The organism is Salipiger sp. D13 (genome assembly GCF_003703915.1).
In the GTDB taxonomy this organism is placed as follows: Bacteria; Pseudomonadota; Alphaproteobacteria; order Rhodobacterales; family Rhodobacteraceae; genus Salipiger; species Salipiger profundus.
Window position 1 is genome coordinate 21,070 of sequence record NZ_ML112603.1, and the last position, 23,969, is coordinate 45,038.

At 61.7% G+C, this 23,969-nt stretch carries 25 protein-coding genes and 1 pseudogene; 8 read left to right on the forward strand and 18 right to left on the reverse strand.

Features of this window, described 5'->3' with window-relative positions; all coding sequences use genetic code 11:
• The first annotated feature begins 36 nt into the window (after positions 1-36).
• On the forward strand, positions 37-777 hold the full coding sequence (locus tag D6860_RS15920) for a Crp/Fnr family transcriptional regulator (RefSeq protein ID WP_076625007.1): 741 nt from the start codon (positions 37-39) through the stop codon (positions 775-777).
• Here the strand turns inward: D6860_RS15920 and D6860_RS26030 are convergent.
• Genes D6860_RS26030 through D6860_RS15960 form a run of 8 tightly spaced genes read right to left on the reverse strand, consistent with a single transcriptional unit; the run spans position 741 to position 9,671 of the window.
• Positions 741-1,343: a class I SAM-dependent DNA methyltransferase gene (locus D6860_RS26030; RefSeq protein ID WP_076625006.1), complete on the reverse strand. Its 603-nt coding sequence runs from the start codon at positions 1,341-1,343 to the stop codon at positions 741-743. The two genes, D6860_RS15920 and D6860_RS26030, sit on opposite strands and share 37 nt — an antisense overlap.
• A complete protein-coding gene (locus D6860_RS15930) occupies positions 1,340-2,065 on the reverse strand; it encodes a PIG-L deacetylase family protein (RefSeq protein ID WP_083697906.1) in 726 nt (241 codons plus the stop codon). Before D6860_RS15930 ends, D6860_RS26030 begins: the two co-directional genes overlap by 4 nt.
• A complete protein-coding gene (locus tag D6860_RS15935; protein WP_083697905.1) occupies positions 2,062-3,150 on the reverse strand; it encodes an acyl-CoA dehydrogenase family protein in 1,089 nt (362 codons plus the stop codon). The genes D6860_RS15930 and D6860_RS15935 overlap by 4 nt, the downstream gene beginning before the upstream one ends.
• A complete protein-coding gene (locus D6860_RS15940; protein WP_076625004.1) occupies positions 3,147-4,187 on the reverse strand; it encodes a glycosyltransferase family 2 protein in 1,041 nt (346 codons plus the stop codon). Before D6860_RS15940 ends, D6860_RS15935 begins: the two co-directional genes overlap by 4 nt.
• A complete protein-coding gene (locus tag D6860_RS15945) occupies positions 4,184-6,244 on the reverse strand; it encodes a catalase (RefSeq protein ID WP_076625003.1) in 2,061 nt (686 codons plus the stop codon). Before D6860_RS15945 ends, D6860_RS15940 begins: the two co-directional genes overlap by 4 nt.
• Positions 6,241-7,302 (reverse strand): glycosyltransferase, encoded by a 1,062-nt coding sequence (locus D6860_RS15950; protein WP_164845648.1) that lies wholly within the window; start codon positions 7,300-7,302, stop codon positions 6,241-6,243. The genes D6860_RS15945 and D6860_RS15950 overlap by 4 nt, the downstream gene beginning before the upstream one ends.
• Entirely contained in the window at positions 7,299-8,213 is a 915-nt protein-coding gene (locus D6860_RS15955) for a glycosyltransferase family 2 protein (protein WP_076625001.1), read from the reverse strand. Before D6860_RS15955 ends, D6860_RS15950 begins: the two co-directional genes overlap by 4 nt.
• Before the next feature lie 9 nt (positions 8,214-8,222).
• Positions 8,223-9,671 carry a glycosyltransferase family 2 protein gene (locus D6860_RS15960; RefSeq protein WP_076625000.1) on the reverse strand — a complete coding sequence of 483 codons (1,449 nt, stop codon included), beginning with the start codon at positions 9,669-9,671 and terminating at the stop codon, positions 8,223-8,225.
• 457 nt (positions 9,672-10,128) lie between these two features.
• Here D6860_RS15960 and D6860_RS15965 point away from each other — a divergent pair, with 457 nt between their 5' ends.
• Positions 10,129-11,133, forward strand: coding sequence for a sensor histidine kinase (locus D6860_RS15965; protein WP_076624999.1), 1,005 nt, complete (start codon positions 10,129-10,131; stop codon positions 11,131-11,133).
• Between the two features lie 281 nt (positions 11,134-11,414).
• Positions 11,415-11,720, forward strand: a complete 306-nt coding sequence (locus tag D6860_RS15970; RefSeq protein ID WP_229743348.1) for a hypothetical protein — start codon at positions 11,415-11,417, stop codon at positions 11,718-11,720.
• A gap of 73 nt (positions 11,721-11,793) precedes the next feature.
• Here the strand turns inward: D6860_RS15970 and D6860_RS15975 are convergent, their stop codons facing one another.
• From D6860_RS15975 to D6860_RS15995, 5 genes and pseudogenes are all read right to left on the reverse strand, one after another.
• The gene (locus D6860_RS15975; protein ID WP_076624998.1) at positions 11,794-12,849 is read right to left on the reverse strand and encodes a site-specific integrase; all 1,056 of its coding nucleotides are present in this window, start codon (positions 12,847-12,849) and stop codon (positions 11,794-11,796) included.
• A gap of 560 nt (positions 12,850-13,409) precedes the next feature.
• Positions 13,410-14,671: pseudogene (locus D6860_RS26035) on the reverse strand (tetratricopeptide repeat protein); the annotation flags it as partial.
• A complete protein-coding gene (locus D6860_RS15985; RefSeq protein WP_076624996.1) occupies positions 14,664-15,662 on the reverse strand; it encodes a LysR family transcriptional regulator in 999 nt (332 codons plus the stop codon). The pseudogene D6860_RS26035 and the gene D6860_RS15985, both read right to left, overlap by 8 nt.
• Before the next feature lie 175 nt (positions 15,663-15,837).
• Positions 15,838-16,461, reverse strand: a complete 624-nt coding sequence (locus D6860_RS15990; RefSeq protein ID WP_076624995.1) for a LysE family translocator — start codon at positions 16,459-16,461, stop codon at positions 15,838-15,840.
• Between the two features lie 29 nt (positions 16,462-16,490).
• Entirely contained in the window at positions 16,491-16,946 is a 456-nt protein-coding gene (locus D6860_RS15995; RefSeq protein ID WP_076624994.1) for an Lrp/AsnC family transcriptional regulator, read from the reverse strand.
• Positions 16,947-17,063: 117 nt separating this feature from the next.
• On the opposite strand from D6860_RS15995, the gene D6860_RS16000 reads away from it, so the two are divergent.
• A complete protein-coding gene (locus D6860_RS16000) occupies positions 17,064-17,609 on the forward strand; it encodes an RBBP9/YdeN family alpha/beta hydrolase (RefSeq protein WP_076624993.1) in 546 nt (181 codons plus the stop codon).
• Between the two features lie 2 nt (positions 17,610-17,611).
• The gene (locus D6860_RS16005) at positions 17,612-18,244 is read left to right on the forward strand and encodes a LysE family translocator (RefSeq protein ID WP_076624992.1); all 633 of its coding nucleotides are present in this window, start codon (positions 17,612-17,614) and stop codon (positions 18,242-18,244) included.
• A 2-nt stretch (positions 18,245-18,246) separates the two neighbouring features.
• Here the strand turns inward: D6860_RS16005 and D6860_RS16010 are convergent, their stop codons facing one another.
• Positions 18,247-19,011 (reverse strand): AraC family transcriptional regulator, encoded by a 765-nt coding sequence (locus D6860_RS16010; RefSeq protein ID WP_076624991.1) that lies wholly within the window; start codon positions 19,009-19,011, stop codon positions 18,247-18,249.
• 91 nt (positions 19,012-19,102) lie between these two features.
• Here D6860_RS16010 and D6860_RS16015 point away from each other — a divergent pair, with 91 nt between their 5' ends.
• The gene (locus D6860_RS16015; protein WP_076624990.1) at positions 19,103-19,843 is read left to right on the forward strand and encodes a sulfite exporter TauE/SafE family protein; all 741 of its coding nucleotides are present in this window, start codon (positions 19,103-19,105) and stop codon (positions 19,841-19,843) included.
• Here D6860_RS16015 and D6860_RS16020 read toward each other — a convergent pair.
• On the reverse strand, positions 19,834-20,736 hold the full coding sequence (locus D6860_RS16020) for an aminotransferase class IV (protein WP_076624989.1): 903 nt from the start codon (positions 20,734-20,736) through the stop codon (positions 19,834-19,836). The genes D6860_RS16015 and D6860_RS16020 overlap by 10 nt on opposite strands.
• A 141-nt stretch (positions 20,737-20,877) precedes the next feature.
• Between D6860_RS16020 and D6860_RS16025 the strand changes: the two genes are divergently transcribed.
• Complete coding sequence (locus tag D6860_RS16025; RefSeq protein WP_076624988.1) at positions 20,878-21,819, forward strand: LysR substrate-binding domain-containing protein; 942 nt, start codon at positions 20,878-20,880, stop codon at positions 21,817-21,819.
• On the forward strand, positions 21,820-22,287 hold the full coding sequence (locus tag D6860_RS16030; protein ID WP_076624987.1) for a GNAT family N-acetyltransferase: 468 nt from the start codon (positions 21,820-21,822) through the stop codon (positions 22,285-22,287).
• Here D6860_RS16030 and D6860_RS16035 read toward each other — a convergent pair.
• The 3 genes from D6860_RS16035 to D6860_RS16045 are packed head-to-tail and all read right to left on the reverse strand — an operon-like array spanning position 22,279 to position 23,860.
• Positions 22,279-22,752 carry a GNAT family N-acetyltransferase gene (locus D6860_RS16035; protein WP_076624986.1) on the reverse strand — a complete coding sequence of 158 codons (474 nt, stop codon included), beginning with the start codon at positions 22,750-22,752 and terminating at the stop codon, positions 22,279-22,281. The two genes, D6860_RS16030 and D6860_RS16035, sit on opposite strands and share 9 nt — an antisense overlap.
• The gene (locus D6860_RS16040) at positions 22,746-23,345 is read right to left on the reverse strand and encodes a 2-hydroxychromene-2-carboxylate isomerase (protein ID WP_076624985.1); all 600 of its coding nucleotides are present in this window, start codon (positions 23,343-23,345) and stop codon (positions 22,746-22,748) included. The genes D6860_RS16035 and D6860_RS16040 overlap by 7 nt, the downstream gene beginning before the upstream one ends.
• Positions 23,342-23,860, reverse strand: coding sequence for a cupin domain-containing protein (locus tag D6860_RS16045; protein ID WP_076624984.1), 519 nt, complete (start codon positions 23,858-23,860; stop codon positions 23,342-23,344). The genes D6860_RS16040 and D6860_RS16045 overlap by 4 nt, the downstream gene beginning before the upstream one ends.
• Positions 23,861-23,969: the final 109 nt, after the last annotated feature.

The window sequence follows — 23,969 nt, forward strand, 5'->3', positions numbered from 1 at the left end:
AAACTTTAGAACAAGATGACTGAAAAACAGGCCAGGATGATCGACGAGACCGCACATACGGGGATGGTCGGGCAGCAGCTGTCGGAGGAACTGTGGTTGAAGCTTGAAGCTGCCTGTAGTGAAATCAAGATTCTCGGGCCTCGCGAAGTTCTTTCAAGAGCAGGTGAGCTCATCACGCACAGCGCTTTGCTTCTCGATGGACTCATGGTGCGCTATATCGCCGGGAACAAGATCGCTACCGACAAAAGGCTCGTGGTTGCTCTCCAGGTGCCAGGCGATTTCGTCGATCTGCACGCATTTCCGCTTCAGCGCCTCGACCACGACGTACGCAGCCTGACAGCGACTCGGCTGGCACTTTTCCCCCATGACGCGCTCAAGGAAATTATCGCAGGGAGTCCCGATCACGCTCGGTCGCTGTGGCGGCTGACGATGGTCGATGCTGCCATTCACAGGCATTGGACCTATCGCACCGGTTTGCTTCGGGCGCTGGCGGCGGTGGCGGATTTTGTCTGTGAGATGGACCTTCGGATGCAGATGTGCGGAAGGGTCGAAGATGGCAGAGTGCCGATCGGTGTGGTTCAGACGGATCTCGCGGAAGTCACTGGTCTGTCCACCATGCATGTCAGCCGTGTCATTAAGGAACTTCGTGATGCCAAACTCTGCACGATCCGTGAAGGCTACGCAGAAATTCACGACAGGGCGGGATTGCGGCGCATCTCCGGCTACCATCGCGGCTATCTTTATATACCCCCCACGACTTCGGACGACTTGCTATGACGCGAGGAGAAGACCGTCGCGACCCATGAGGGCCCAGACGTGCTGAAGATTTCGTGGTGTTCACGGTCACGCTTGACGGTCTCGAGGAGACGGTCGCCGGCTTCCTCCGAGGTCAGTAACGTCTCTGTCGGTCCGGTGTAACTGACAATGAGGCAGTCTCCATCCGGAGCCAATCCTCGACCGACACACTCGATCGTCCGGTTCAGTGCGTCCGGTTCGAGATAGTAGAGGACCTCCGATAGAACGATCAGGTCCCAAGAACCGGGAGGCCAACCTTCCGGCACAGAAGCGACTTCAAACCGCGCGTTCTCAACCTCCCGTGCCTTGGCGCGGTTAATTGCCGTGGGTGCGAAATCAATCCCGAGCAGGCAATCGCACCTCCGTGCGATGCTAGTGCTCATTACGCCGATCGAGCATCCAACCTCCAAGCCGCGGCCATAGCGAGACCGGGGCAGCAATTGGAGAGACCGCTGATATTTGTCGGCCTCGTATGCGCTCGTCTCATAATCCCAGGGATCGACCAGGTCGCGATAGAGTTGCTCGAATGAGGCAGCGTCGCGAGTCATGCCGGGATAAACAGCTCATCGGACGACACGAAATAGGCGGCCAGTTCTGGTGGCATCGTAAATCCCTCGGGGTCATCGCCAATGAGCTTTGTCATCTGCGATTTGTGGGCGGCGACAGCCTGCGATTTCCTCGTGTGGTATCCTTTCACCTGCAAGCGTCGCAGTCCGTCAGAACCAGCATGCGGCACCGGCTCCTGTACGCGACCCCAGAGCGGGCAGCCGAACATGTGCACCCCCTCTTTTCCGGTCGCCAGATATCTTGCCAGGCGCCATACCCGTTGGTGATCCGGGTGCGGGTCGCCATCCCATGTCGTCCAAATCGCCGACACATTTTCCAGTTGCGGTTCTAGGCGTCGAGCAATTTCACAGAATTCGTCTTCGCTTTCCGGCGCCGCCATGTCCGGATAGCCGAGCCAGATCGGTTCCGTTCTTCCGCGCGTAAGGATGGAGACAGCGGCTCTGACCTCGTCGCGCCGTAGCGCGGACAGCACGCGAGATGGATGGCTGATCGAGTTCGGATGCGAGCGTGTCCCGTCAGTAACCACGACGACATGCACGCGCCGGCCTGCATCCGAGGCCTTGCATAACGCAGCGCCCATGGCGAGCGACTCGTCATCCGGATGTGGTGCCAGCACCAGGATTTCGCCGGAGCCCGCAAGTTCGGGCAGTGTTGCCTCAGGAGCCATCTCAGCCTCCTTCGCGATTTTGGTGAGCGTGATCATCGACTATGCCAAATTTCGCCGACGGGCGAGTCCGACTGGCAGAGTGATTGACCGGCCCGCTGCAGCTTGCCGTCGAGGTCCGCCTGGCGAAGGAAAAACGAGAGGTCGCGCCTCACACGCTCCACCGTCTGGCCGGTGGAAAATGAGTGGGTGCCTAGGGCGCGGTCGGTAATGGCAATGCCCGAGAGGCAAGCCCCCTCGACAAATTCGCGTGCAGCCAGGCTGAGCGCCACTTCCAAATCGCGGGCTTCCGGTTTTTCGACCTGGATGGCCGCATCTTCGACGAATAGGCGCGCGCTGTGCGCAAGGCCCGCGATGTGCGCTACGCGGTGCATCTGCGCCTGAGTGGCGCTGTCGCCGAACCCCGCGACCGATTTGCGGACCGCTTCCGCCAATGCCTCCAACCCGCCCACATGCAGCGCCGCGTATCGCCAGACGCCACCCTCGAAATGCGGTTCGCGCTCATAATCTCCCGGTTTGCCGAGAATTTCTGCCTCGACGCCTTCAAAATCGTAGGTGCCGGAGGCCGTTGCGCGCATTCCGGTTACGTTCCAGCCGCTGTTGTCGGCGCGACCGTCGTGGAGCACCCTTGCCACGGTCATCACCGTTCCATCCGGCGTTTCTGCTGTCACGACCGCGTAGCTTACGGTGCCAAGACCTGAGGCGAAGCGTTTTGTCCCCGAGAGCTGACATCTGGCGCCCCTCTCGTCAATCAGGCGCACGGGCGGCGATGCGTTAGCACCCCAAACACCGTAGAACTCGCCGCTATTGGACAATGAGCAATGCCGCTGCTGCTGATCCGTGGTGCCGTAAAGAGAGATCAGACGCAGGGCGTTCATGTGCCCTTCCGCCAACCGGCCCACCGAAAGGCTCGCGCGCCCTATTCGTCGCAGAAGCGTGACGAGATCACGCGGATGCACGTCCGGATCGGACAAGCGTGACAGCAGACCCGACAAAGCGAGCAATTCGATATCGGCGGCGAGTCCGCGAGCGCCTGCATCTGCTTCAGCGCCATGATCGGCGATCCGCGCCAGCGCCTCCGATTCCGCAATCTCTGACGTCGGAGTTGCGGCAACGCCATTCACGCCGATTTCCTTTCGGCCACCGGCTCCAGTTCAGCGAATGCGGCTGCAAGGAGCGGCAATTCCCTATGCAAGTCAGACAGTCGCAGGCGACTGCGCGCCAATTCCGCGGTGCTTTCCTCCATTTGAGCGAGGGCTTCGCCGAACTCCAGACCGTCATTGCACCGCCGACGTATGGAGCCCTGCATCCGTGCCCTGAGGATGGTCTGGACAGCCGGCTCCAGCAGTTCGTCGACGAAGGGGTCGGCCTCGGTGATACGCGCGCGCAAGGCGCCAGCCATACCGCCAGATGTCCGACCGTTGAGCCGGCAGGTCGTAATCACGTGCGCGCGGGCGGAATGTCTGATGCGCCATCCCCGTCTCTCGGCAGCCAAGACAAACGCTCTGTCCTCACCCGTCTCGAAATCCGAAATGCCGCCGATGTCGCGATAGACGTCTGTCGTGAAGGCCAGGCTCGCGCCCGCCGCATTCAAATGGGTCGGCTCTGGGTCGTGGGGCACCGGATCGAGACGCTGCCGAACGGCCAGTGTCAACGCCATATATTCCCCTTCGAGGACTCCGCGTCTCCCGATGGTCGCTGGCAACTTGGCGAATTCTTCCGCGTCCGGCAGAACGGCCCCGCAAACAAGGTCAGCGCGCGTCAACTCGGCGAGGTTGGCATCGACCCAGTCTCCCGCGACCCGGCTGTCCGCGTCAGTGGTCATGATGACGGCGCCCGGCACAAGCCGGTGCGCGCAGGCAGCGACAGCCTGCCGTCTAGCTCTCCCAACGCCTCTGCCTGGCGGTGGAGATTGTTCATTCAATATCATTCCGGTCGCACCGGAGGCTTCGAACCATGCTCGAGCGCGCGCGACCGTCTCGTCTGCCGATTTGTTCACCGCCAGGACGATCCCACCACGTCCCTTGAGGCTTGTGGCCGCGGCCTCGAGGCAAGGCACGATCCGCTTTGCCTCGTTGCGCGCGGGAATGGTTACAGCAACGGCCCACGCCGAAGCAGTCCCAAACTCTTGGCGCGGCAAATCGCTGTTCTGCTGCCTCATGCATCGCGCTCCCAGAACCGCAGCTTGCCGCAGGCCGAAAGAAAACTCCCTGCATCGTCGGCGCCTTCAATCATATGCACACCCTCATCGGGTTCGGCATACACCGCCGCGTTCCAGAATTCTTCCTGCGCCGCGGCCGACAGCGCGATGAATTTCATGTGCGCATGGGCATCCGCAAGGAACGTCTTGGCGACATGCATTCCCGACAGCTTCTCAGCGCCTTCTTTGGAGGCTATGATCGCCACGGCATCGTAGAGTACCGATGGTGCGCCATCGAGTTTCTGGTCCGCCGGGATTTTCCGCCGCCGATTGGATGTAACCCCACCGACTTTTTCGGCGACCACCTCGACGATGGCGCCTGCCGCTTCGGCGGCTTCCTTCAGAGCGTCGAACAGCTTGGCATCGATCCCATCGGTCAATAGCACACCCAGCTTTCGACCCGCAAAGCTCTCAGGCGCGTTGGCGAGAATACTGAGAGCGGGCGACGGATCGGTGTCGATAGGGCTCTTCGCCGGGGTCGCGGGTTCGGGGAGCTTCTCCATCCCAAGATCGTCCGCGACCGCTTCGGCCAAATCCGCGTCGATATTTCGAAGATGCGACACCACCCGCGCCCGAATGGCCTCCGCGTCGACCTTCGACAGCTCGAAGACAAGCGCATCGACGATGTGGCTCTGTTCGATATCGGTCTGGCTCAAATAGAATTGCCGCGCCTGGCTGTAGTGATCGGCGAAACTTTCCGACCGTACACGTTGCTTCGGACCCGCTTCCTCAGTCTCATAGGAACGGAAGCCGCGCTCGGGGTCTTCGCGCGGACCCAAACCATGACTGTTGGGTTCGTAGTTGGCACGTCCGACCGGGTTGTACATCGCCATATGGCCGTCCTGCTGCAGATGCGCGAACGGACATTTTGCTGCATTGATCGGAATGTGGTTGAAGTTCGGACTTCCCAGCCGCTTCAACTGCGTGTCGAGGTAGGAAAAGTTGCGGCCCTGAAGGAGAGGATCGTTCGAATGATCGATGCCGGGCACGATGTTGCCGGTCTGGAACGCGACCTGTTCCGTCTCGGCGAAGAAATTGTCGACCATCCTGTTCAAGGTCATCGTGCCGACAATTCTGACCGGCACGGCTTCTTCAGGAATGAGTTTCGTCGCATCCAAAACATCGAACGGAAAAGCGTCGGCAAAATCCTCGTCGAACACTTGGACGCCCAAATCCCATTGGGGATAGTTGCCCATCTGGATTGCATCCCACAGGTCGCGGCGATGGAAATCGGGATCGGCGCCATTGATCTTGACGGCCTCGTCCCACAGCACCGACTGCATGCCCTGTTTCGGTTTCCAGTGGAACTTTACGAAGCTCGATTTGCCCTTGGCATTGACCAGCCGAAATGTGTGGACCCCGAACCCTTCCATGAAGCGGAATGACCGCGGGATCGTGCGATCCGACATGATCCACATCACCATGTGCATCGCTTCGGGCATTAGCGAGATGAAGTCCCAAAAATTATCGTGGGCGGTTTGTGCCTGCGGGAAGCCGCGATCGGGTTCCTGTTTGGCGGCATGAATCAGGTCGGGAAACTTGATTGCGTCCTGGATGAAGAACACCGGGATGTTGTTGCCGACCAGATCCCAGTTTCCTTCCTTGGTGTAGAACTTGACGGCAAAGCCGCGGACGTCTCGTGCCAGATCCGGCGAACCCTTGTTACCCGCCACGGTCGAAAACCGGACGAAAACGTCTGTCTTCTCGCCGACCCGCTGGAAAATATCCGCGCGGCTGAGGTCGGACAGGGACTCTGTCAGTTCGAAGGTGCCGTGCGCGCCATAGCCCCGGGCATGGACGACGCGCTCGGGAATGCGTTCATGGTCAAAATGAAAAAGCTTTTCGCGAAAGACCTGGTCTTCCAGCAGGTGCGGCCCACGCGTGGCAATCTTCAATGTATTCTGGTCGTCCGAGATCGGCATGCCGACCTGTGTCGTCATGACTTCAAGGTCGTCGCCCGCCGTCTGATGTGTTTCTCCGCCATTGCCGGTCAGGTTCTTGTTCTTGCGCTTTGTCATGAGGCAATCCTTTCAGGGTGTGTCCGCGATGGTTCGGGACGAACTGGTTGAAGGGGTCTGCCTCCGAGCAGCGCCGACCACTGGGCGGTCACCGATGAGAGGCGAAAATCAGGACGCGCCTGGGCGCTGGGAGATGCGGGTTCGGCGGTCCGCCAATTTGCAATGCGTTCTGCGATCATCTCCGGATCACTGGTGTCGATGCACTGGCCTGAATCCGAGGCGACCTCGTCGTTCGCCCCCAAGCCGCGCTGCAGCAGGCCGGGGCAACCGACGGCGTTGGCTTCCGCGATCACAAGTCCGAAGGTTTCGGCAAACTCGTCCTGGGGCGCGAAGAGGCAGAGTGCGCGCCGCATCCAGCGGATGAGATCACTATGCTCGAGCCGTCCCAGAGGCCGGATGCCCGCCGGAACCCGGCCGGTGGGCCAGGCCAGATAGCCTGGATCCGCGACGGCGAGCTTAAGGTGCGGAAATCGCTCTCGAAGCGCCTCGAAGCGTCGGAAAACCTGTCCCAGGCCCTTGTGCGGCGAACTGGCGAAGAGCAGCAGGTCCGGATCGCGAGGGGTGTCGTCAGGCGCCAAATGGTCGGCTATCGGGTTATAGATGAAGCGGATTGATGGCGCTTCGGCGCCAAGGAATTGTCTCAACCAGTCCGCATGGGTCTTGGAAACGCAGACGATCTGAATGTCGGCGGCTTTGAGTTCCGCCGCGAAAGACCGATTGTGGCGGCCCGGAAACACATGCAACCAGCAAAGAACGCGCGCTTCAGGATGCGACCGCGCAAGTTTAAGCGCCACCTTCCAGGAATTGATCACGACGATTGTCGCGGGCTCATTCGCCAAAGGGCGTTTGACGTCGAACCCGGCATAGCGCACGCCAGCTACCACCTCGTCGAGACTTTGGCGGACCCGCTGATGCACGACGATTTGGCGGGTTTGCGCAAGGCGTTCGCAGACCTTCACCAAGGCCATTTCGGTGCCGCCCAGGCCCGTTAGAGCGCCCGGTACGCCGCTATAGGGATGAGGCGCAAGCGGATCTACGAAGGCTACACCACCGCTCACGCAACCTCCTCCACCCGCCGAAGCTGAAGGCGCTCCAACCATTCAGGATTGCAAAGATCGGGGTTGGTGCAAGAGCCTATCTGGACACCCGAGAGGTCGATCGGCACCGGCGCTATCTCGCGTGTAGCAAACCATCGCTCGACTACATCCCACACACGTTTTCTGTCCGCCAGTCGGCGGTGACTGTCATAGTCGGTGGCGCCCTGCTGTGTGAGGCTGTCCGGGGTTTCGATCTTGGTCAGCAGAATTTCCGGGATCACCCAGATGACCTCGCCCGCCATGATGAGCCGGTTGCGGAACTCCCGGTCTTCTTCGATGCAATCGGAAAACCCGCCGAGCTGATCGAACACGGAACGATGGAAGAGCCCCGAATTGACGTGTGTCCAGTCGCCGGGAACGCCGGCAGCCATCTGCAAATTCGGAAAGAAGTCGTCGACAATTGACAAAGTGCGGCGAATTTCGACCCGTTCGCCGTTCGGAAGGATCAGTTCGTGATGGGTGAAGACCGCGCCGACCTGTATCTGTGTTTCCGTCTCGCGCCCGGCCAATCGCCAGTTCAGGCATGGATGGGCCCCGATGCTCTCATTCCCGATGACACGCGCCTGACGCATCACCTTGTCCCTGTGCGGAACGTCATCGGAATCATGGAACGTCACGGCATCGCCTTGCGACAGGACGATAGCGACATTCTTGGCTTGGGCCGTGCCGACGTTGGATGCGAGTCTCACACCCACGAACCGGGGATGGTCCGCGAAGCGTGCGATCACCTCCTCTGTCGCGTCGGTCGAGCCATCATCGACGACCATGACGGTCGTCGCCGGATGTGACTGCCCGAGCCCCGCTTCGATCGCCAAAGACAGATTGTGCGCGCGATTGTAAGTCGGAATGACAATGGTGACGTGGGGAAGCATGACGGTCTCCTAGGATGCTCGAAGCGACGCGCGGTAGGCCGCAAGCCGTGCTTGAGTGCTGAGTGAAAGCGGGTAGGGCAGGGCCAGCAGCGCTCCGCCGACTAATCCCGAAATTGGCAGTCCGGGTACCAACAGCAGCAGGACGCCACCGACGGCCATGGCAGGCAGAACCGCACCCATACCTTTGGAGGCTTCACAGCCGTCTTTCGGTGTGCGGCGGAAGCCACGCTGCAACCCCAGCAGAGCATCGATCGTGCCGAGCGCCGAAGGAGCCAGCAAGGACACTCTTGCCGCCAAAGCGGCAAGAATTGTCGGCCTGTTCGCACCCTCTCGTCGTGCAGTGGAGACGAACAGGGGAAGGGTGGAAGAGAGATAAACAAGCAGGATGCCCACCCCGGAAAAGGAGATCATAGGCCGCACGGAATCGCCCTGAAATCCGAGCGATAGCGCAAGTCCACCACCGATAAGCCCTGCCGACAGGGGCAAACCGAAATTGGCCCAAGCGGTCAGCTGGGAAAGGACGTGGAGCGCGGACCGAAGACTCAAGCCGGAAAAACCTTTCATCGCGGTGCGGACGTTCCCACTCGCCCAGCGATAGCGCTGCGAGGCGAGGCCGCTCATGTCGAGCGGCATGATGCCGCGACCAACGACCCGATCGACAAATCGCCCCCTATAGCCCCGCCGTCTGAGCCTCAGTCCCAGTTCGGCGTCCTCGGTCAGGGTCTTGTCGTTCCAGCCGCCGGCTTCCACGAGAGCGTCCCGCCGGATGACGCTGAGCGTTCCGGTGAGCAGCATGGCGCCGGCGCCGTCGGCCTGGCGGGCATGGCGTAGAAAATAGTCCGCGAGTTCCAGAGAGATCCCCCGTGCCGGCTCGGCCGTGTTCCGATATGCCTGCGGAAATTGGATGAAATCGTCATCGCTTCGCGCGATCTCCTCGGCCGCCAGGGCGAGGAAACCTGGCGAGGCCTCATAATCGGCATCCAGAACCACGACATGCGTCGCCTCTGGATCCGTTCGGGCGAGAGCGATGTTCAGCGCACCCGCTTTCGCACCCGCCACGTTGTCCTCATGGAAGAACCGAAAACGGCGTCCCAGACGCTGGCAGAGTTCCTGTACAGGACGCCATTGCGCCGGGTCCGCCGTATTGTTGTCTAGCACGATGACTTCGAATTCTGGCGCGTCCGTCTGCTCCGACAATGCCAAGAGTGTGCGTGTGACGAGAGGTGCCGGCTCGCAATAGGTCGCAATGTGCACCGAAAAGCGCGCAGGACCTCGAGCATGCGAAGGGCGACCGTCGCTAGGCTGACCTGAGGTCGTAGCGCTTGCCAAAACAGAGAGAAGGACCAAGCCGATCTGGCCACAGAGCGCAAGACCAACAAGTAAAAAAACAACCGCCGGCGAGACTAGGCTCAGCGTCACGATAACAAAAAACAATGCTCGGCTGTCCAGCCTGACCATCCTTAGTGCTCCTGATGGGGACATCTGTGGCAAGAGAAACATAGCTGCTTGCGGCCGCTCGCCTACTGACTGTTTCCCCAACATTTGTTGGGTCGTCGGTGCGGCCTTGCGAGACTCTGCACTATCGGTTTTCAAACGTTGACCCTTCCGAAACGCTAAGCCACTGGCCCAGCGCCTAACCGGCCTTTTCGGCGCAGGATCATTGATGCTCGGTGTCGTCCTATGGTTACTGTGAGGGCAGACGCCTCACCGACTTGCCGTTTGGGTGACGAACCGCTCTACCCCAGCGATTGGTAGAGACCACCCACCAAGCGCTGTGGTGAACAGCTTGGCTCCGTTGGCAGAACTGGAATACTGTCGCGTCACCGCGGGCAAGCAGCGAGTTTTGAGTTAAGAAGTGGGGCCACTTGCGACATCTTATGCAGATTCACATCGCATCATTCGGGAACGAACGGGCGTGAAACGTCTGGCCAAATACGACTTCGTGTCTGAGTTCCAGCCAGGTCCATCAAGGCTGGGCGCACAACTTCTGTTCGGAGCCGCCTTTGCAGTGGGCATGATTGGATTGCGCAGTGCTTTGGACGTGGTTGTTCCGACCGCCGGTCCGTTCGCATTGGTCTATCCGACCGTTCTCCTCGCAACGCTTTACGGCCATTGGCAAGCGGGGATCGCAGCGTTCGGGCTGAGCTTCTTATGGGCGTGGTTCTTCGTATTGCCGACGGCGCATTCGTTCTATTTTGAGGTCTCGACCGATCCGGCACGGGTCGCGATCAACGCGAGCGCGGCGCTCATTGTCCTCGTTTTCGCAGATACATTTCGACGCGCCGTCCAGTCTGCGATCGGTGAACGTGACAAGGAGATCGAGAGGCGAAATGTTCTACTTCAGGAATTAGACCACCGGACGAAAAACAACTTCGCCCTCGCAGTGAGCCTCCTCCAGCAGCAGAAACGAGGGGAGGGACATGAATCTCACCGACAATCCCTCGACCAAGCGATCGGCCGTCTACACTCCTTCGCGCAAGCCTATGCTAATCTCGCGGAAACCCAGGGCGAGGGCGCGGTCGTTGCCATGCAGCCTTACCTCAACGACATCGTGTCGAAGAGCGGACAAGCTCTGTTTGGCGACAATATCAGCGTCGTTGTTGAAACGGAGGAATACGAATTGCCCCGTGAGGTCGCGGTCGCAATCGGGCTCTTTGCGAATGAAGCCCTCACGAATTGCGCGAAATACGCGTTTCCGGAGGGTCGTGCCGGAACGGTTACCGTTCGCTTTGAAGGAAACGGGCATGGCTGGCTTCTGGAGATAGCTGATGACGGGGTAGGTAGCGCTGAAACTATCCCCGTTGCTTCCACCGGGATCGGAACGAAACTCATGAAGGCTTTTGCTGTCCAAGCGTGTGGCAGATATGAACTGGAGGTGACCAACGAGGGACGCTTGGTCAGATTAACGAACCGATCGTGAGTTGACCCCATCGAGTGGTTCCGGGTTAAATGCTAATGCATGGTCGGCCTCCGATCTATGCGGATGAAGGTCTCCGGTGCCGGTGTCCGATATCCAAGAGCGCTATATCCAAAAGCGTTATGCGGTCGAGCGGTGTTGTAGAGTCAGGACTTTGGAAATGGGGGCGTTCCAGTCAAGAGTTTTCGCGCAGGTCGAATGCCCCGCCTAACCGCGGTTTTGTCCTTATAGGCGTTGATCGGTTTCCCTGTTCGGCGGCCTTCTTTTGCGATCGACCCGGGTGCATGCTTCGGTCCGTGGTCGGCGCGGTGGCCGCCAACATGATGCTGGTTCCATGCCTGTTCACAGTCTACGAAGGGGGCGGCCACCCGCCGCTGTTTAACATTGGACCGCAGGCGGATCCGTCGCCCTGTCTGGTCGAGCAGGCGGTCAACGCGCGGCTCGACGCGACGCTGGCGGAGGCCGAGGCACGGCTGCTGGCCCAATTCGCTGCGATCACGGTGGAGGAGGTCGCCCAGGATTTCGAGCGTCGTTTCGAAGAAAGCGGCCATACGGTGCCGTTCCCCTGGCACGGCGCGACGGGGGAATGATCGGTGGGGGCACTATGTATGCCGAGATTGGGGCAATGGGAGCCACCAGAGGTCATTTCCAGATGTGCTAAGGCTAGGCGACCCTACTTGCCGCGAGCGCATGGAGACCCTCCGGGCGGATGTGGGTGTAGCGGCGCAGCATTTTCCAGTCCTTGTGCCCGGTGACAAGGGCAACCTGTTCAATGGTGAAGCCTGCCTCGAACAGTCGACCGGTCGCTTCGTGGCGCAGATCATGAAAATGCAAATCCTCGATGCCCAGGGTGCGGCAGACCCGGCGGAATGCCGTGCCGATTGAGCGTCCGTTGTAAGGGAAGATTCTGCCGCGACTGCCCACCAGTGCACGTTGTTCTTCGATCAACGCACAGGGGTCGTAACCGGAAACCGAAAGCAGAGGGATGCGTTGGTCGTTGCCCGTCTTGCGGCGAGGGTCTTTGCGGTCCCGGATGAGCAGCATTTTGGTTCGAGGGTTGTAGTCTTCCCATCGCGCCCGAGAGATTTCATCTTGTCGCATGGCCGTCGCGATGGCGAAACGAACGACGCGCGCTATGGGGATGAACTGTCGTGGGTTGCTTTCAAGCGCCTTCAGGATCGCGTCGATCTCCTCTTCGCTCGGCCGACGATCCCGTTCGTTGCCTTTGCCCACCAGTCCGAGCCGGGTGAGCGCAATCCGAGCGAGATCGACTCCTTCGGTTGGTGCGATGATGCCGTGAACGGCGGCAGCATGCGAAAGGATCGTCTTGATGTATCCGAGGTCGATGCCAACCGTTACCGGGCCGGCCCCTTCTTTGGCGCGCTGACGACCGAACTCGACGAGCTTTTCCCGGCCGAGCTCGGCGGGTTTCAACGCCCCGAGGCGTAGCGCAAGAAAATCCAGGCTCGCGGCTTTCGACCTGCCGAGCGTTCTCCCGACTTCCGCCAGATCCGCTCTGTGAAGATCGATGAGGTCTCCGAATGTCTTGGCCGTGGCAACGCGAGTGTGTATAGGTTCCCCCCGATCGATCTTGCCCTCAATGGTCCGCGCCCAAAGCTCCGCGTCACCGCGGCGCAGGAAGGATTCACTGATGTAGTGCCCTTTGCGTCTGACCTGGACTCGCCAGGAGCCCGAAGGAAGCTTTGATATGGTCGCCATTTCGTGTGCTCTATGTGTGCAGTGCGCGGTCGAAACGTGGCGAAAAGGGGCGTATTGGGTCGTAAATTAGAGTGCACACGCCGCCGCGCAATGAGTTGATACTACTAGAAAAATGACGAAATATCAAGCACATAGACTTACCATTGCGCCTATGATTGGATGGATGAATTTCTATGTGATTGGGGCCCTTGGGTTGATTGTTGCAGTTGTTCTTTCGTTTCAGTCTGGGGGACTTGAGAACGACGGCGGAGCAAGGACGAGGAAATCTGCTCTGAGCCGGTAATCGGCTACTCGCAGCGCGGTGGCAAAATCGGGATGCAGATTGCTTCATCTGATACGATCATTTTTTCGACCGGCATACCGACATCGCGTGGGGCCCCCTGATCGGAAGCGAACTAGAATGACCAGCAAGCCACCCCCGTTGAGCAGACCAGATGGCCGCTTTGAAGTTTCTCGGGAACAGCTCTTCGAAGAGGTTTGGGAAACGCCGATCCTTCATTTGGCTGAGAAGTATGCCGTCTCAGGGTCGTACCTGGCTCGAGTGTGCACGGTGTTGCGGNTGAGAAGTATGCCGTCTCAGGGTCGTACCTGGCTCGAGTGTGCACGGTGTTGCGGTTCTCTTGCGCAGCACTGCGACGAAACCCGGGATTTTCTGCGTGGAGCTTTGCTCATGGATGATCTCGCTGACTTCGCAGATCTCGAAACCGCAGGTTTTGGATAAGTCGGCCAGGTAGGCGCTGCCATGCGCAAAACATCCCGCCTTTGCGAGTTCCCGATAGCTCGATGCACCAAAGGCTGTTGGGTCGGAACCGTCATATGAATACGTGGTGAAAGCGAATGTTCCTTCCCGCCGAAGGGCCAGCCACACTGCTTCGAGGACGGCGTTCAGGTCTCCGAAATGGATGAGTGCCGCCGTCGAGACGATCAGGTCAAAGCGGTCTGGATGCCGGGTCAGGAAAGAAAGCAGATCATCCTCGTGCAGGACGTCATAGATGCCCTTCGCGCGGGCGCCCTCAAGCATGTCCGGTGAGACGTCGACACCCGCCATGTGCTGGGTCATCGCGCGGACCCCGGCGCCGGAGAGACCTGTGCCACATCCAACATCGAGGGCCGAGAGGAAGGGCGGGGAAGCGTGGCGGAGAACGGCATCCAGGACGTGACGATGCGCGAAATAGCCTGGGACCAGGTCCCAATTCTTCGCCTTTCGTCGGTAGAGGTCGCGCAGAAAGGCGGGGGATGCGCTAGCTGGAACTGCCCCCTTGCCAATGAATGCAAGAAGCAGTTCAGCGCCTTGCTCGTCTCCGGGGGCGAGACGCAGGTAGCGACGCAATGACAGAGCTGCCGCGTCAAGATCGTTCAGGGCGATTAAAGCGTCTGCCAAAGCGAAATGCGCCCGCGCATCTTCAGGACTGGCAGCGGTGACTTCGGCGAGAAGGTCGGCTGCAGTAGCAAAATCGGCCAGATCCATTGAGGTGACAGCCAAATTGTACATCGCTTCCGCATATCCGGACCGTGTTTCGATGGCCTTCCTGAAGGCCGCAATTGCGTCTTCAGGCCGCTGCCCCTTGCGCAGAGCTATGCCGAGATTGTTGTAAGCTTCCGGCGAGGGTACCGGTGCATGTACGCAGGCGGCCTCAAGGGCCTCGATCGCCGCAGTGATGCTACCATGAGCAAGTCGCGCGAGCCCAAGCAGGTGGAGCAGGTCCGGGTCGTTAGGGTAATCCATGAGAGTGCGCACGCAGACGGTTTCCGCCGCTGAGTAGCGTCCGGCGGCATAGGCGTTCAGAGCTTCGGCGGTAAGGTAACGCTTGATACTATCCATCGCGCGAGATCCCTTTGGAGGGCATGGCAACTCGTTGGCCCGACATGCCGTCCTGACCGATGGAGTGTTGCGCTGACAGCCAGTCGGACGTGCCGCGGCGGTGCCGTCCGGCGCAGATATGTGCGGCAGTTATGAGCCGCCGGAGCGCCGGATTGCCGTTCGCTCGATTCCAGATTGCATTGAAAGCCACGCTGTTTTTGGGCTCGTTCACGGGAAGATAGGAAAGTTCCCGATCATCCGGTCGCTGCCAGGAGGAGACGGCGACCGTAATGCCCTGGTTCAGGGCGACCAGATCCAGAAGCATCTCCTGGGTCGCATCGATCCGATCGACCTTGAAGCCGCAATCATCTTCGACCGCCAGAACGCTGCGAATAAAGGTTTCGACCTCGGGACCTGGCGCGGCGACGGTTACTAGGACCCGTTCGTGCCGCATCGAGGACCAACTGACAGCGGGCATGCCAGACAGTGCATGGGTCTTCGAGGTGACAACGAAGACTTCTTCCTGCCACAGCTGTGCGTGATCACAGTTCGCCGGGATCTCGCAATCGGTCACGAAGGCGATGTCCAGAGAGCCCGCCGCGACGAGCCTGACATGTTCTCTCGTTGCGCCGTCGACTGCGCTGAGCAGAACCTGGGGATGGGCGGTCGCGTATCGCCTGAGTAGTTCCTTGAGGAAGCCGGTGCCCAACGAGGTCTGAATTCCGATCGTCAGACTTCCAGTTTTTCCTCGACCTGCAAGCCTGGCATGTCGCTGCGCACGTTCGAGCAGTTCGATCGCCGATTTGGCTTCGCGAAGGAAAGCCTGGCCGGCCTCAGTGAGCTCGACGCCGCTATGGCGCCTGTCCAGAAGTATCGCGCCGAGCTCATCCTCGATGGCGCGGACGGTGCGGCTTAGCGTCGATTGTTGTACATCCAGAGCTTCGGCGGCGGCGCGCAGGCTCCGAAACTCGGCGATAGCGATCAATTGGTGTAGTTGACGCAGTTCAATCATGAAGCCACCTCCGAACCTGCAGCCGAAACCTGCGTTCGGAAGCGGGGGGGCTGGCTGCTTGCTTGCTTCAGCGCCTTCTCATGCAACGCCTGATCATCATGAAAAACCTCTCGCATCATGCGTAGTGAGAATGTCTCACCCGGCGTTGAATTTCCGTCCGAGAGGAGCGGCGACCTTACCGGCTGGCGGCGTTCTTCATCCCCAGGAGAACCGCTGCCAGGATCATGCAGCTGCCTCCGATCCGGTCCAGCCAACGACGGGCCTCACCCTTCAGCCGTTGGGAGAGCCAATGCGCGCCAGCCCCGTATCCGGTCAGGAACGCTCCGTCCATTGCGATGTAGGTGGCCGACAGAACCAGAAACTGCGGCCAGAACGGCAGCGCCGGATCAATGAACTGGGGAAACAGCGCGGCGAAGAAGACTACGGCCTTGGGGTTGGCCGTCGAAGTCACGAAGCCTTGCAGCCAAAGGGTCCGAAGAGAGGCCCGTCGAGAAGCGGAGTGCGATATGGGCTTCATGGATCGCCGAAGCGTACGCAGGCCGATCCACAGGAGATAGAGGGTGCCGGCCCATTTTACGACGGTCAGCGCCTCGGCGGAGGTAGCGATAACGGTCGCCAGCCCCAGGCCGGCGGCAAGCATCTGAAACAGGTTCGCTGTCAAATCTCCTGCAGCGGTGAACCAGGCCCGCGGCAAGCCATTGATGGCGCTGTTTGACAGCATCAGCATCTGGCTGGGGCCAGGCGTACTCATCAGAGCGAGCACGGTTGCGATGTAGATGAGCCAGATATCGATAGGCATGGTTTGCTCCGGTATCGCGCGTGGAATTGTCAGCCGAGTAGCGCCTTTCCAAGTGGTTTTACGGGTTCCGAACGCAGCACCAGAGAGGTCGTGACCGCGCCGAACCGGGCGATGGTGTCGACGATGGTCTCAAGTTGGCCGGGGGTCGGGACGAGGACTTTGAGCAGGAAGCAGTCTTCGCCGGTCAAACGGTGGACCTCGATGACATGCGGCATCTCAGCAAAGGCTTTCAAAGCGGGCTTGATGTGCTCATGCGTGGTTTTGAGCCGAATGATGGCCATCATCCCGAGACCGAGCGCGGCGGCGTCCAGACGCGCTGTATAGCCGGCGAGTATTCCGCGATCCTCAAGGCGCTTCACTCGCTCCGATGTCGCCGGCTGCGAAAGCCCGACACGTCGGCCGACCTCCGATAGCGGGGTGCGGGCGTTTTCCTGAAGCGCTTCGAGGATTGCGATGTCAAGGCGGTCGAGCTCACTGGTCGGCATGTTTCACCGCAGATTCCGTTAATTCATCGGAAGTTTGTCACATTTTCCGATGAATTGCCATTCCCGTTATGCGTTCGGCAAGGGACATTCCAGAAAGGTAAACATCAGGAGATTAGCATGGGGCGTCGTTTCGTTATGGTGCCGGGCATCGGGGGATCCGGCCCTGAGCATTGGCAGAGCCATTGGGAAACTCTCTATCCGAACACCCTCCGGATAGAGCCAAATTCCTGGGATGAACCCGACCTCGTGGACTGGTTCGCCGCCCTGGACCGGGCGGTCGCCTCGGCACCTTATCCGCCGGTGCTGGTATGCCATTCGCTCGGGTGCCTGCTCTTTGCCCATTGGCGTGCGGCGTCGTCCCGGGCGATCGCCGCGGCATTTCTTGTCGCCGTGCCGGACCCGAGTGGGCCGGCTTTCCCGGCGCAGGCAAAGGCATTCGGAGCGTTACCTGCAACGGGGTTTGGTGAGCGGCCGGTGTTGGCCGTCGCAAGTGAGAACGATCCCTATGATCCGACGGCGAGTGGGATAGCCTGGGCTGCCAGGCAAGGCGCCTGGCCGCGCCGTCTTGGCCCAAGGGGCCATTTGAATGAGGCGTCGAACCTCGGCGCCTGGCCAGAAGGCCAAGAGTTTCTGGCAGATTTCCTGGACGAGATCGGAGAGTAGCCATGGACGTTGCAACTGCATTGCTGAGCTTTTCCATTGCTGCGGCTTTGCTGACGATCACACCGGGGCTCGATACAGCCCTCGTCCTGCGGACGGCGGCGGTCGAGGGGCCGCGCCGGGCGATGCTGGCGGGGGCAGGGGTGGTGACCGGGGTGCTGGCATGGGGATTGATTGCGGCTTTGGGGCTCGGTGCTGTGCTGGCCGTGTCGGAACTGGCTTACCGTTGCCTGCAGTTTGCCGGCGCGGCCTACCTGATCTGGCTGGGTATCGGGATGTTGCGGGGAGCGTTCCGACCGCGAGAGCCGGGGTTGCCGAGGGTCATGGCGCCTTCCGCACCGAATTGGTTCCTGCGCGGGGTGATGACCAACCTTCTTAACCCCAAGGTCGGTGTCTTCTATATCAGCTTCCTGCCTCAGTTTCTGCCCGTGGGCGTTTCGGTAGTGCCGTTCAGCGTCCTGCTCGCGGGGATACATGCGTCGATGGGGCTGATTTTCTTTGCAGCGCTGACTGCCGCGACAGTGCCGTTTCAGAATGCCCTGAACGGCCCCCGGCTGCCTCGCCTCCTCGACGGGGTTACCGGCAGTGTCTTGATCGGGTTCGCCCTGCGACTGCTGACGGATCGGCGCGTGGGATGATCTCAGATCTCCATCCGACGCTGCAACTGACCGGGCGTGATCCCATGGGCGGCATGAAAAGCGGCCACGAAGCCGCTCGCGGTGGCGTAGCCGGCGGTGTGGGCCGCATGCTGCACGCTTTTGCCGGCCATCAAAGGGGCAATGGCGCGTGCCAATCGAAGGTCTCGCATCCAGGTGGCCCAGCTCTGCCCGGTGTCGCGACGGACGAGCCGTTGCAGGCTGCGCCGCGACAGCGCCAGTGCCGCGGCCCAGTGGTCGAGCGAATGGCCGACCCCATCGAGATGTGCCAGCGCGATACGACGCAGGCGCGGGTCGGCAGGCAGGGGCAGTGTGGGCGCAGGGGCGGGGCGCGCAAGCCGGTCCCACAGCACGGCCGTCAGCCGGGCGAAGGCGGGCTCTTGCCGGTCGGCGCGGCTGGATCCTGCCAGGGCGAGGAGAAGTTCGGCTTCCAGCGCCTCGAGAGGGAAAGGCGTGGGGTCCTTGGGCAGCGGTGCCGCGGCGGGCCGGGTATAGAGGTTGACCGATTTCCGCGCGCCCTCGGCCCGGATGCGGTGGCGGTGCGTCGGTGGAAGCCAGATCGCCATGCCGGGAGAGAGAAGATGCAGCCTGCATCCTGTCTCGACCGTCACCGGCCGGTCCGGGCACCAGGCGAGCTGCCCGCGCCAATGCGCATGCGCCTCCGGCATGGAGCCGGGTGTGAAGCTCGTGATCCTGCCGATCACCGGACTTCCATCCTCGGCAAATCCTCCGATCTCATCGCGCTGCATGTTGGCACCTCCGGGGTATCATCTGGCACCGGGGCGACACATTTTTCCAGCCCCTCCTTCAGGATCGCGCGGAGGCGGAGCGGAGGACCGGATGGATATGACGACAATGGCGCTGCCCACGGGCGCGGGGCTGCTCGGCGGGCTGTGCAATGCGATCGCGGGCGGAGGCACGTTTTTTACCTTCCCGGCGCTGCTGGCCGTAGGGCTGCCGCCGGTGACGGCGGGCGCGACCAGTGCAGTGGCGATTTGGCCCGGCCATGCAGCCAGCCTGATTGGCGAAGGCGCAGTGCTGCGGCAGGAACTGATGGCGCGGCCCGGGCGCGTCGCGGTGTTTGCGCTGGCGTCGGCGGCGGGGGCCGGGCTGTTGCTGCTGTCGGGAGATGCGCTGTTCCGACAGTTGGTCCCCTGGCTGCTGCTCTTCGCTACGCTGCTGTTTGCGGCAGGGCCCATCCTCAACCGCTGGCTTGCCCGCCGCGGGCTGTCCATCGGGCCAGCCAGCGCCGCGTGCGCCGAGGGGGTGGTGGCCCTCTATGGCGGCTACTTTGGGGCGGCGCTGGGGGTGCTGCTGCTGGCGCTGCTGACCGTGACGGGGGACGACGATCTGAAGCGGCTGAACGTGGTCAAGAATGCTCTGGCAACGCTCGCGACCAGTATCGCCGTCCTGATCTTCGCCTTTGGCGGCGCGGTCGCCTGGGGTCAGGCTGCCCTGGTCTTCCTGGGGGCGACGGCAGGTGGTGTCATCGGTGGCCGGCTGGCGCGCCGGGTGAAGCCGCAACTCCTGCGCGTCGCGATCGTCTGCCTCGGCCTGTTGCTGGTCTGGCACTACGCGTGAGCCCGGGTCGAGGCGCGGAACGCCTCGCGCAGGGCCTTGGTAATCCGCCCCACGGGCCATGTGCTGTGCTTGCCGGGGCGGTCGAGCGAGACCACGGGACGAAGCTCGACCGACGTGCCCGTGACGAAGACCTCGTCCGCTGCATCCAGATCGTCGAGGCTGACGGTTCCTTCATGAACCGACAGGCCGAGGCCACGCGCAAGGTCGAAGACATGGCGCTTGGTCAGGCTGTCGAGAAAGCATGTGGGAAGGGGAGACAGAAGCCTGCCATTCCGGACGAGGACGATGTTCGTCACCGTGGTTTCGGCGACATGGCCTGCCATATCCAGCATGAGGGCATCGTCATGTCCGCTACGGGCGGCTGCGGCCCGAGACAAAGTTCCAGTCATGTAGAGCCCCGAGCATTTCGACGCCGTCGGCGCCGTATCGGGCGCGGGGCGCCGCCAATCCGACAAAACCAGGCGCAATCCGCCGGTCCCGTCCCCAAGGGCGGTTTCCACCGGCCAGTCCCAGGCCGCGATGGCAGTATGGATCCGGCAGCCCTGCGCGGAAACGGTGACGCTTTCGCTGCCGCGCCAGGCGATCGGCCGAACATAGGCGTCCTTCAGTCCGCCAGCCCAAAGCACGGCCTCGGCGGCAGCCTGAAGATCATCGACCAGCCATGGCAGCGTGTAGCCGAGAAGTTCGGCCGAGCGCTGCAGGCGCCGGAAATGCTCCTTGCCCAGAAACAGGCGACCGTCATAGGCGCGGATGCCTTCGAAGACCGCGCCGCCGTTGTGCAGAGAATGCGTCAGAACATGCAGCGTCGCCTCACTGGACGGCAGAAGCGTCCCGTCGAACCAGACGGGGCTCGTCGTATCGACGAGCGGGACCTTCACGGCTTCGGTCAGCATTCGGGATCTCCCAGTTCGCGGATGGTGGGACAATCTTCAGGCTCAGGAGCCGCGCAGGCGAGTGAGCAGTTTTCAGGCGCTGATGAGAAAGCGTCGTTCGCGTGGTACCGGTTATCGGCGATAGTCGGTTTGTGAGGATCTATGGATAAACAAGTACCCTTTCGGCTGAATGTGCCCCTGAACGCCCTGCGAGCCTTCGAGGCCGCGGCGCGCCATCTCTCAATCAAGGAGGCGGCGCTGGAACTTGGCGTCACGCCATCGGCCGTCAGCCACCAGTTGCGCGGGCTTGAAGATGCGCTCGGCCTGACATTGATGCGGCGGGTCGGTCCGGCGCTCGAATTGACCGAAGCCGGAGCAAGACTCGCGCCCGATCTGAGCGAGGGGTTTTCCCGGATCATCGAAGCGGTCGGCGGCCTCAGACAGGAACGCAACGCGGGCCCCTTACGGCTGTCGATGCTGCCGACGTTCGCGGCCTATTGGTTCTCGCCCCGGCTCACGCGCTACCCGTTCGAGCGCAACGGCTTCGATCTGCTGATATCTACGACACAGGAGGCTGTGGATCTGTCTGCCGGAGTGGCCGATGCGGCGGTGCGGCACGGGCAGGGCCAATGGGATGGGTTGCAGGCGGACCTGCTGTTCGAAGAAACCGTGAGCCTGTTCGGTGCGCCGCCCATGGGCAAGGATGACCCCGATGAAATGCGGGCGCAGATATCGGGCATGACACTGTTTCTCTCGCAGTATCGGAAAGAGAACTACGCGCGATGGAACGCGACGTTGCCGGGCGGGCCGATCCGGCCTGCTGCGGTGATGATGGTCGATTCCGCCGGACTGGCACTGCGCGCGGCCATGGACGGGGCAGGGGTGGCGCTGGCAGGCGTGGAGATCGCTGCCTTCGACGTCGGAGCCGGGCGGTTGACGCAGCTCTTTCCACATTGGGCTCATACGGGCGGAGGCTACTTCCTCGTCTATCCCGAGGCGCTGGCCAGGGACCGTCGCGTGCGCAACCTGAGCCGCTGGATGGTCGAGGCCTCGGCCGGGGAAAGGACCCTCGCGCAAAGGCAACCGGAGCCGGGAGCGGATTGAATGAATCGTATTGAAGCGGCGGTGGTCGAAATCCGGCGACTTGAGGAAAACGACCGCGTGGCATGGGAAGACCTCTGGCAAGAGAACCTGGACCATTTCGCGGCACCTGATCGAGCCCGCGCGGACATGCCCGTCATCTGGCAGCGCCTCATGGATCAAGCTGCGCCGCTTCTCGGCTGGCTGGTTCTCGTTCAGGGGCAGGCCGCCGGGCTGGCGCATGTGATCCTTCGCCAGCACAGCTTTAGCACGGCCAAGATCGCGATCCTGGAAGATCTCTGGATCGCACCTTTCGCGCGGCGTCACGGGCTGGCGGAACGGCTTGTCGAGCGACTGGTTCGAGAGGGGCGCGCGCAGGGCTGGCGCCGCATCGAATGGGAAACCGGCGATGAGAACCTCATTGCGCAGCGGCTCTATGACCGGATTGCCACGCTCGATCCGGTCAAGCGCTACCGGGTCGACCTAGATTGAGCGGCGTTGGCTCAGCTCGATCCGGAAGCTGTCCCAGGGCGCGGGGTCGGCGATCGACTGATACAACCGTTGCGCCGTCAGATTGTCCTGCGGCACCAGCCAGCGCAGATGGGTCCAGCCGCGCGCGGTACCGATCTCGGTCAACTGGCCAATCAGGGCGCGGGCAAGGCCGCTTCCCAGGGCCTCTGGCATGACAAAGAGGTCGTCGAGCTGACCGGCACGGCTTCCTGAGATGATCTCGGGCAAGTCGAAGGCCAGCGCAAAGCCGGCAAGCGCGCCGCCATGATCCGCCCCGAGAAGCAGCAGATCCGGCTCGGCGACGGAGCGCTCGATCAGAGGTGTGGCCTGTTCCGGCGTCATTGCCTTGGCCGGTCCGCCCATGGCTCTCCGATAGGCCGTCATCAGATCGGCAAGGCGCGGAGCGTCCGCGGCTGACAGTCGGCGGATCGTCGGTACGATCACCATCCGCCGGTCCTGACCCACTCTGTCATCATCTCCATTCGGTCCCAGCCCCAGAAAGGCTCTTCATCGACGATGAAGAAGGGAGATCCGAAGACACCCCGTGCCACCGCATCTTCGCCGATCCTCCGGACCTTTTCTTTCAGGGCAGGGTCGGCGATGCCGGCCAGAAGGGCTCCGGGCTTGAGACCGAACTCTGGGGCGAGCCGCGAGACAGCTTCGGGTGAGGCGGTGTCGAGACTGTCGTTGAAATACAAGGTGAAGACCCTCTTCGCGAAGGCAGCAGCAAGTTCAGGGTGCTGTGTTTCAACCCAGTAGAAGGCGCGCGTCGCCGCCAGGGCGACATGGGGATGGTTGGCGGGCAGCTGGAAGGTCAGGCCCTGGTGCCGTGCGATCCGCGCCCAGTCGCGCCGCGCATAGTCGCGTTTCAGCGGCGTCGACGACAGTCCGCGTGCCCCCGTCACCTTGTAAGCAGTGCCCAGCATGTAGGGTCGCCAGAGCACGGTTCGACCCAGGCCTACCGCGATGGCGTCAATTCGCTGCGCCGCGAAGAAGGCGTAACCGGACGAGAAGTCGAACCAGAACTCGAGGGACCTCATGGCTCTTCGCCGTCCCAGTAATCGACCGCATCCGCGGTCCGGAAGGAACTGGCAACCCGGCGCTTTGCCTTGTCACCTCCGGGCGCAGCGCCCGCGAAGACTGTCAGCTTGCCGCTGTCGGGATAGGCCATCACATCAGGCTCGCGCATGGTGCTGACCGCGACATATCGCAGAGGTTCAGTGCCGGTTGCGATCAGCTGATGGGCCGTTTCGGCGCCGCCCGCAGGGCAGACCGCCACCATGCCGGCTGCGACCGGGTACCGGTCGAGGCCGAACCGCAGCTCGCCGGTGCCCGAGAGAATGACAAAGATCTCGTCATTGGCGTGATGGGCATGGAACGGCCAGGCCGCCTTGCCGGGCGGAACCTCCACCAGCCGTGCCCCCAGATGCGTCGCTCCGAGCGGGGCGGCGATGGCCGCCATGGCGGCATGAAAGCGGGTGCCATAGCTCTGTGGCGACAGGTCCAGATCGTCGAGTGTGACGACGGGGCTGCGTGGCGTGTGATCCTGGGTCATTTCGGTGCCCTCCTGCGAGAAGAGAGCGCCAATCCGACCGGTTCCGCAACTGAATTGGCTTCAGGTGAGCCGTAGCAAAGCTCATTTGGCGTGATTTCCGTTTCAAAGG

What these genes read in the sequence shown, in the direction of transcription:
- D6860_RS15920 (WP_076625007.1), top strand. Translation starts at nt 37, where the DNA reads ATGATCGACGAGACCGCACATACGGGGATGGTCGGGCAGCAGCTGTCG.
- D6860_RS26030 (WP_076625006.1), bottom strand. Translation starts at nt 1,343, where the DNA reads ATGACTCGCGACGCTGCCTCATTCGAGCAACTCTATCGCGACCTGGTC.
- D6860_RS15930 (WP_083697906.1), bottom strand. Translation starts at nt 2,065, where the DNA reads ATGATCACGCTCACCAAAATCGCGAAGGAGGCTGAGATGGCTCCTGAG.
- D6860_RS15940 (WP_076625004.1), bottom strand. Translation starts at nt 4,187, where the DNA reads ATGAGGCAGCAGAACAGCGATTTGCCGCGCCAAGAGTTTGGGACTGCT.
- D6860_RS15945 (WP_076625003.1), bottom strand. Translation starts at nt 6,244, where the DNA reads ATGACAAAGCGCAAGAACAAGAACCTGACCGGCAATGGCGGAGAAACA.
- D6860_RS15955 (WP_076625001.1), bottom strand. Translation starts at nt 8,213, where the DNA reads ATGCTTCCCCACGTCACCATTGTCATTCCGACTTACAATCGCGCGCAC.
- D6860_RS15960 (WP_076625000.1), bottom strand. Translation starts at nt 9,671, where the DNA reads ATGGTCAGGCTGGACAGCCGAGCATTGTTTTTTGTTATCGTGACGCTG.
- D6860_RS15970 (WP_229743348.1), top strand. Translation starts at nt 11,415, where the DNA reads ATGCTTCGGTCCGTGGTCGGCGCGGTGGCCGCCAACATGATGCTGGTT.
- D6860_RS15975 (WP_076624998.1), bottom strand. Translation starts at nt 12,849, where the DNA reads ATGGCGACCATATCAAAGCTTCCTTCGGGCTCCTGGCGAGTCCAGGTC.
- D6860_RS15985 (WP_076624996.1), bottom strand. Translation starts at nt 15,662, where the DNA reads ATGATTGAACTGCGTCAACTACACCAATTGATCGCTATCGCCGAGTTT.
- D6860_RS15990 (WP_076624995.1), bottom strand. Translation starts at nt 16,461, where the DNA reads ATGCCTATCGATATCTGGCTCATCTACATCGCAACCGTGCTCGCTCTG.
- D6860_RS15995 (WP_076624994.1), bottom strand. Translation starts at nt 16,946, where the DNA reads ATGCCGACCAGTGAGCTCGACCGCCTTGACATCGCAATCCTCGAAGCG.
- D6860_RS16000 (WP_076624993.1), top strand. Translation starts at nt 17,064, where the DNA reads ATGGGGCGTCGTTTCGTTATGGTGCCGGGCATCGGGGGATCCGGCCCT.
- D6860_RS16005 (WP_076624992.1), top strand. Translation starts at nt 17,612, where the DNA reads ATGGACGTTGCAACTGCATTGCTGAGCTTTTCCATTGCTGCGGCTTTG.
- D6860_RS16010 (WP_076624991.1), bottom strand. Translation starts at nt 19,011, where the DNA reads ATGCAGCGCGATGAGATCGGAGGATTTGCCGAGGATGGAAGTCCGGTG.
- D6860_RS16015 (WP_076624990.1), top strand. Translation starts at nt 19,103, where the DNA reads ATGGATATGACGACAATGGCGCTGCCCACGGGCGCGGGGCTGCTCGGC.
- D6860_RS16020 (WP_076624989.1), bottom strand. Translation starts at nt 20,736, where the DNA reads ATGCTGACCGAAGCCGTGAAGGTCCCGCTCGTCGATACGACGAGCCCC.
- D6860_RS16025 (WP_076624988.1), top strand. Translation starts at nt 20,878, where the DNA reads ATGGATAAACAAGTACCCTTTCGGCTGAATGTGCCCCTGAACGCCCTG.
- D6860_RS16030 (WP_076624987.1), top strand. Translation starts at nt 21,820, where the DNA reads ATGAATCGTATTGAAGCGGCGGTGGTCGAAATCCGGCGACTTGAGGAA.
- D6860_RS16035 (WP_076624986.1), bottom strand. Translation starts at nt 22,752, where the DNA reads ATGGTGATCGTACCGACGATCCGCCGACTGTCAGCCGCGGACGCTCCG.
- D6860_RS16040 (WP_076624985.1), bottom strand. Translation starts at nt 23,345, where the DNA reads ATGAGGTCCCTCGAGTTCTGGTTCGACTTCTCGTCCGGTTACGCCTTC.
- D6860_RS16045 (WP_076624984.1), bottom strand. Translation starts at nt 23,860, where the DNA reads ATGACCCAGGATCACACGCCACGCAGCCCCGTCGTCACACTCGACGAT.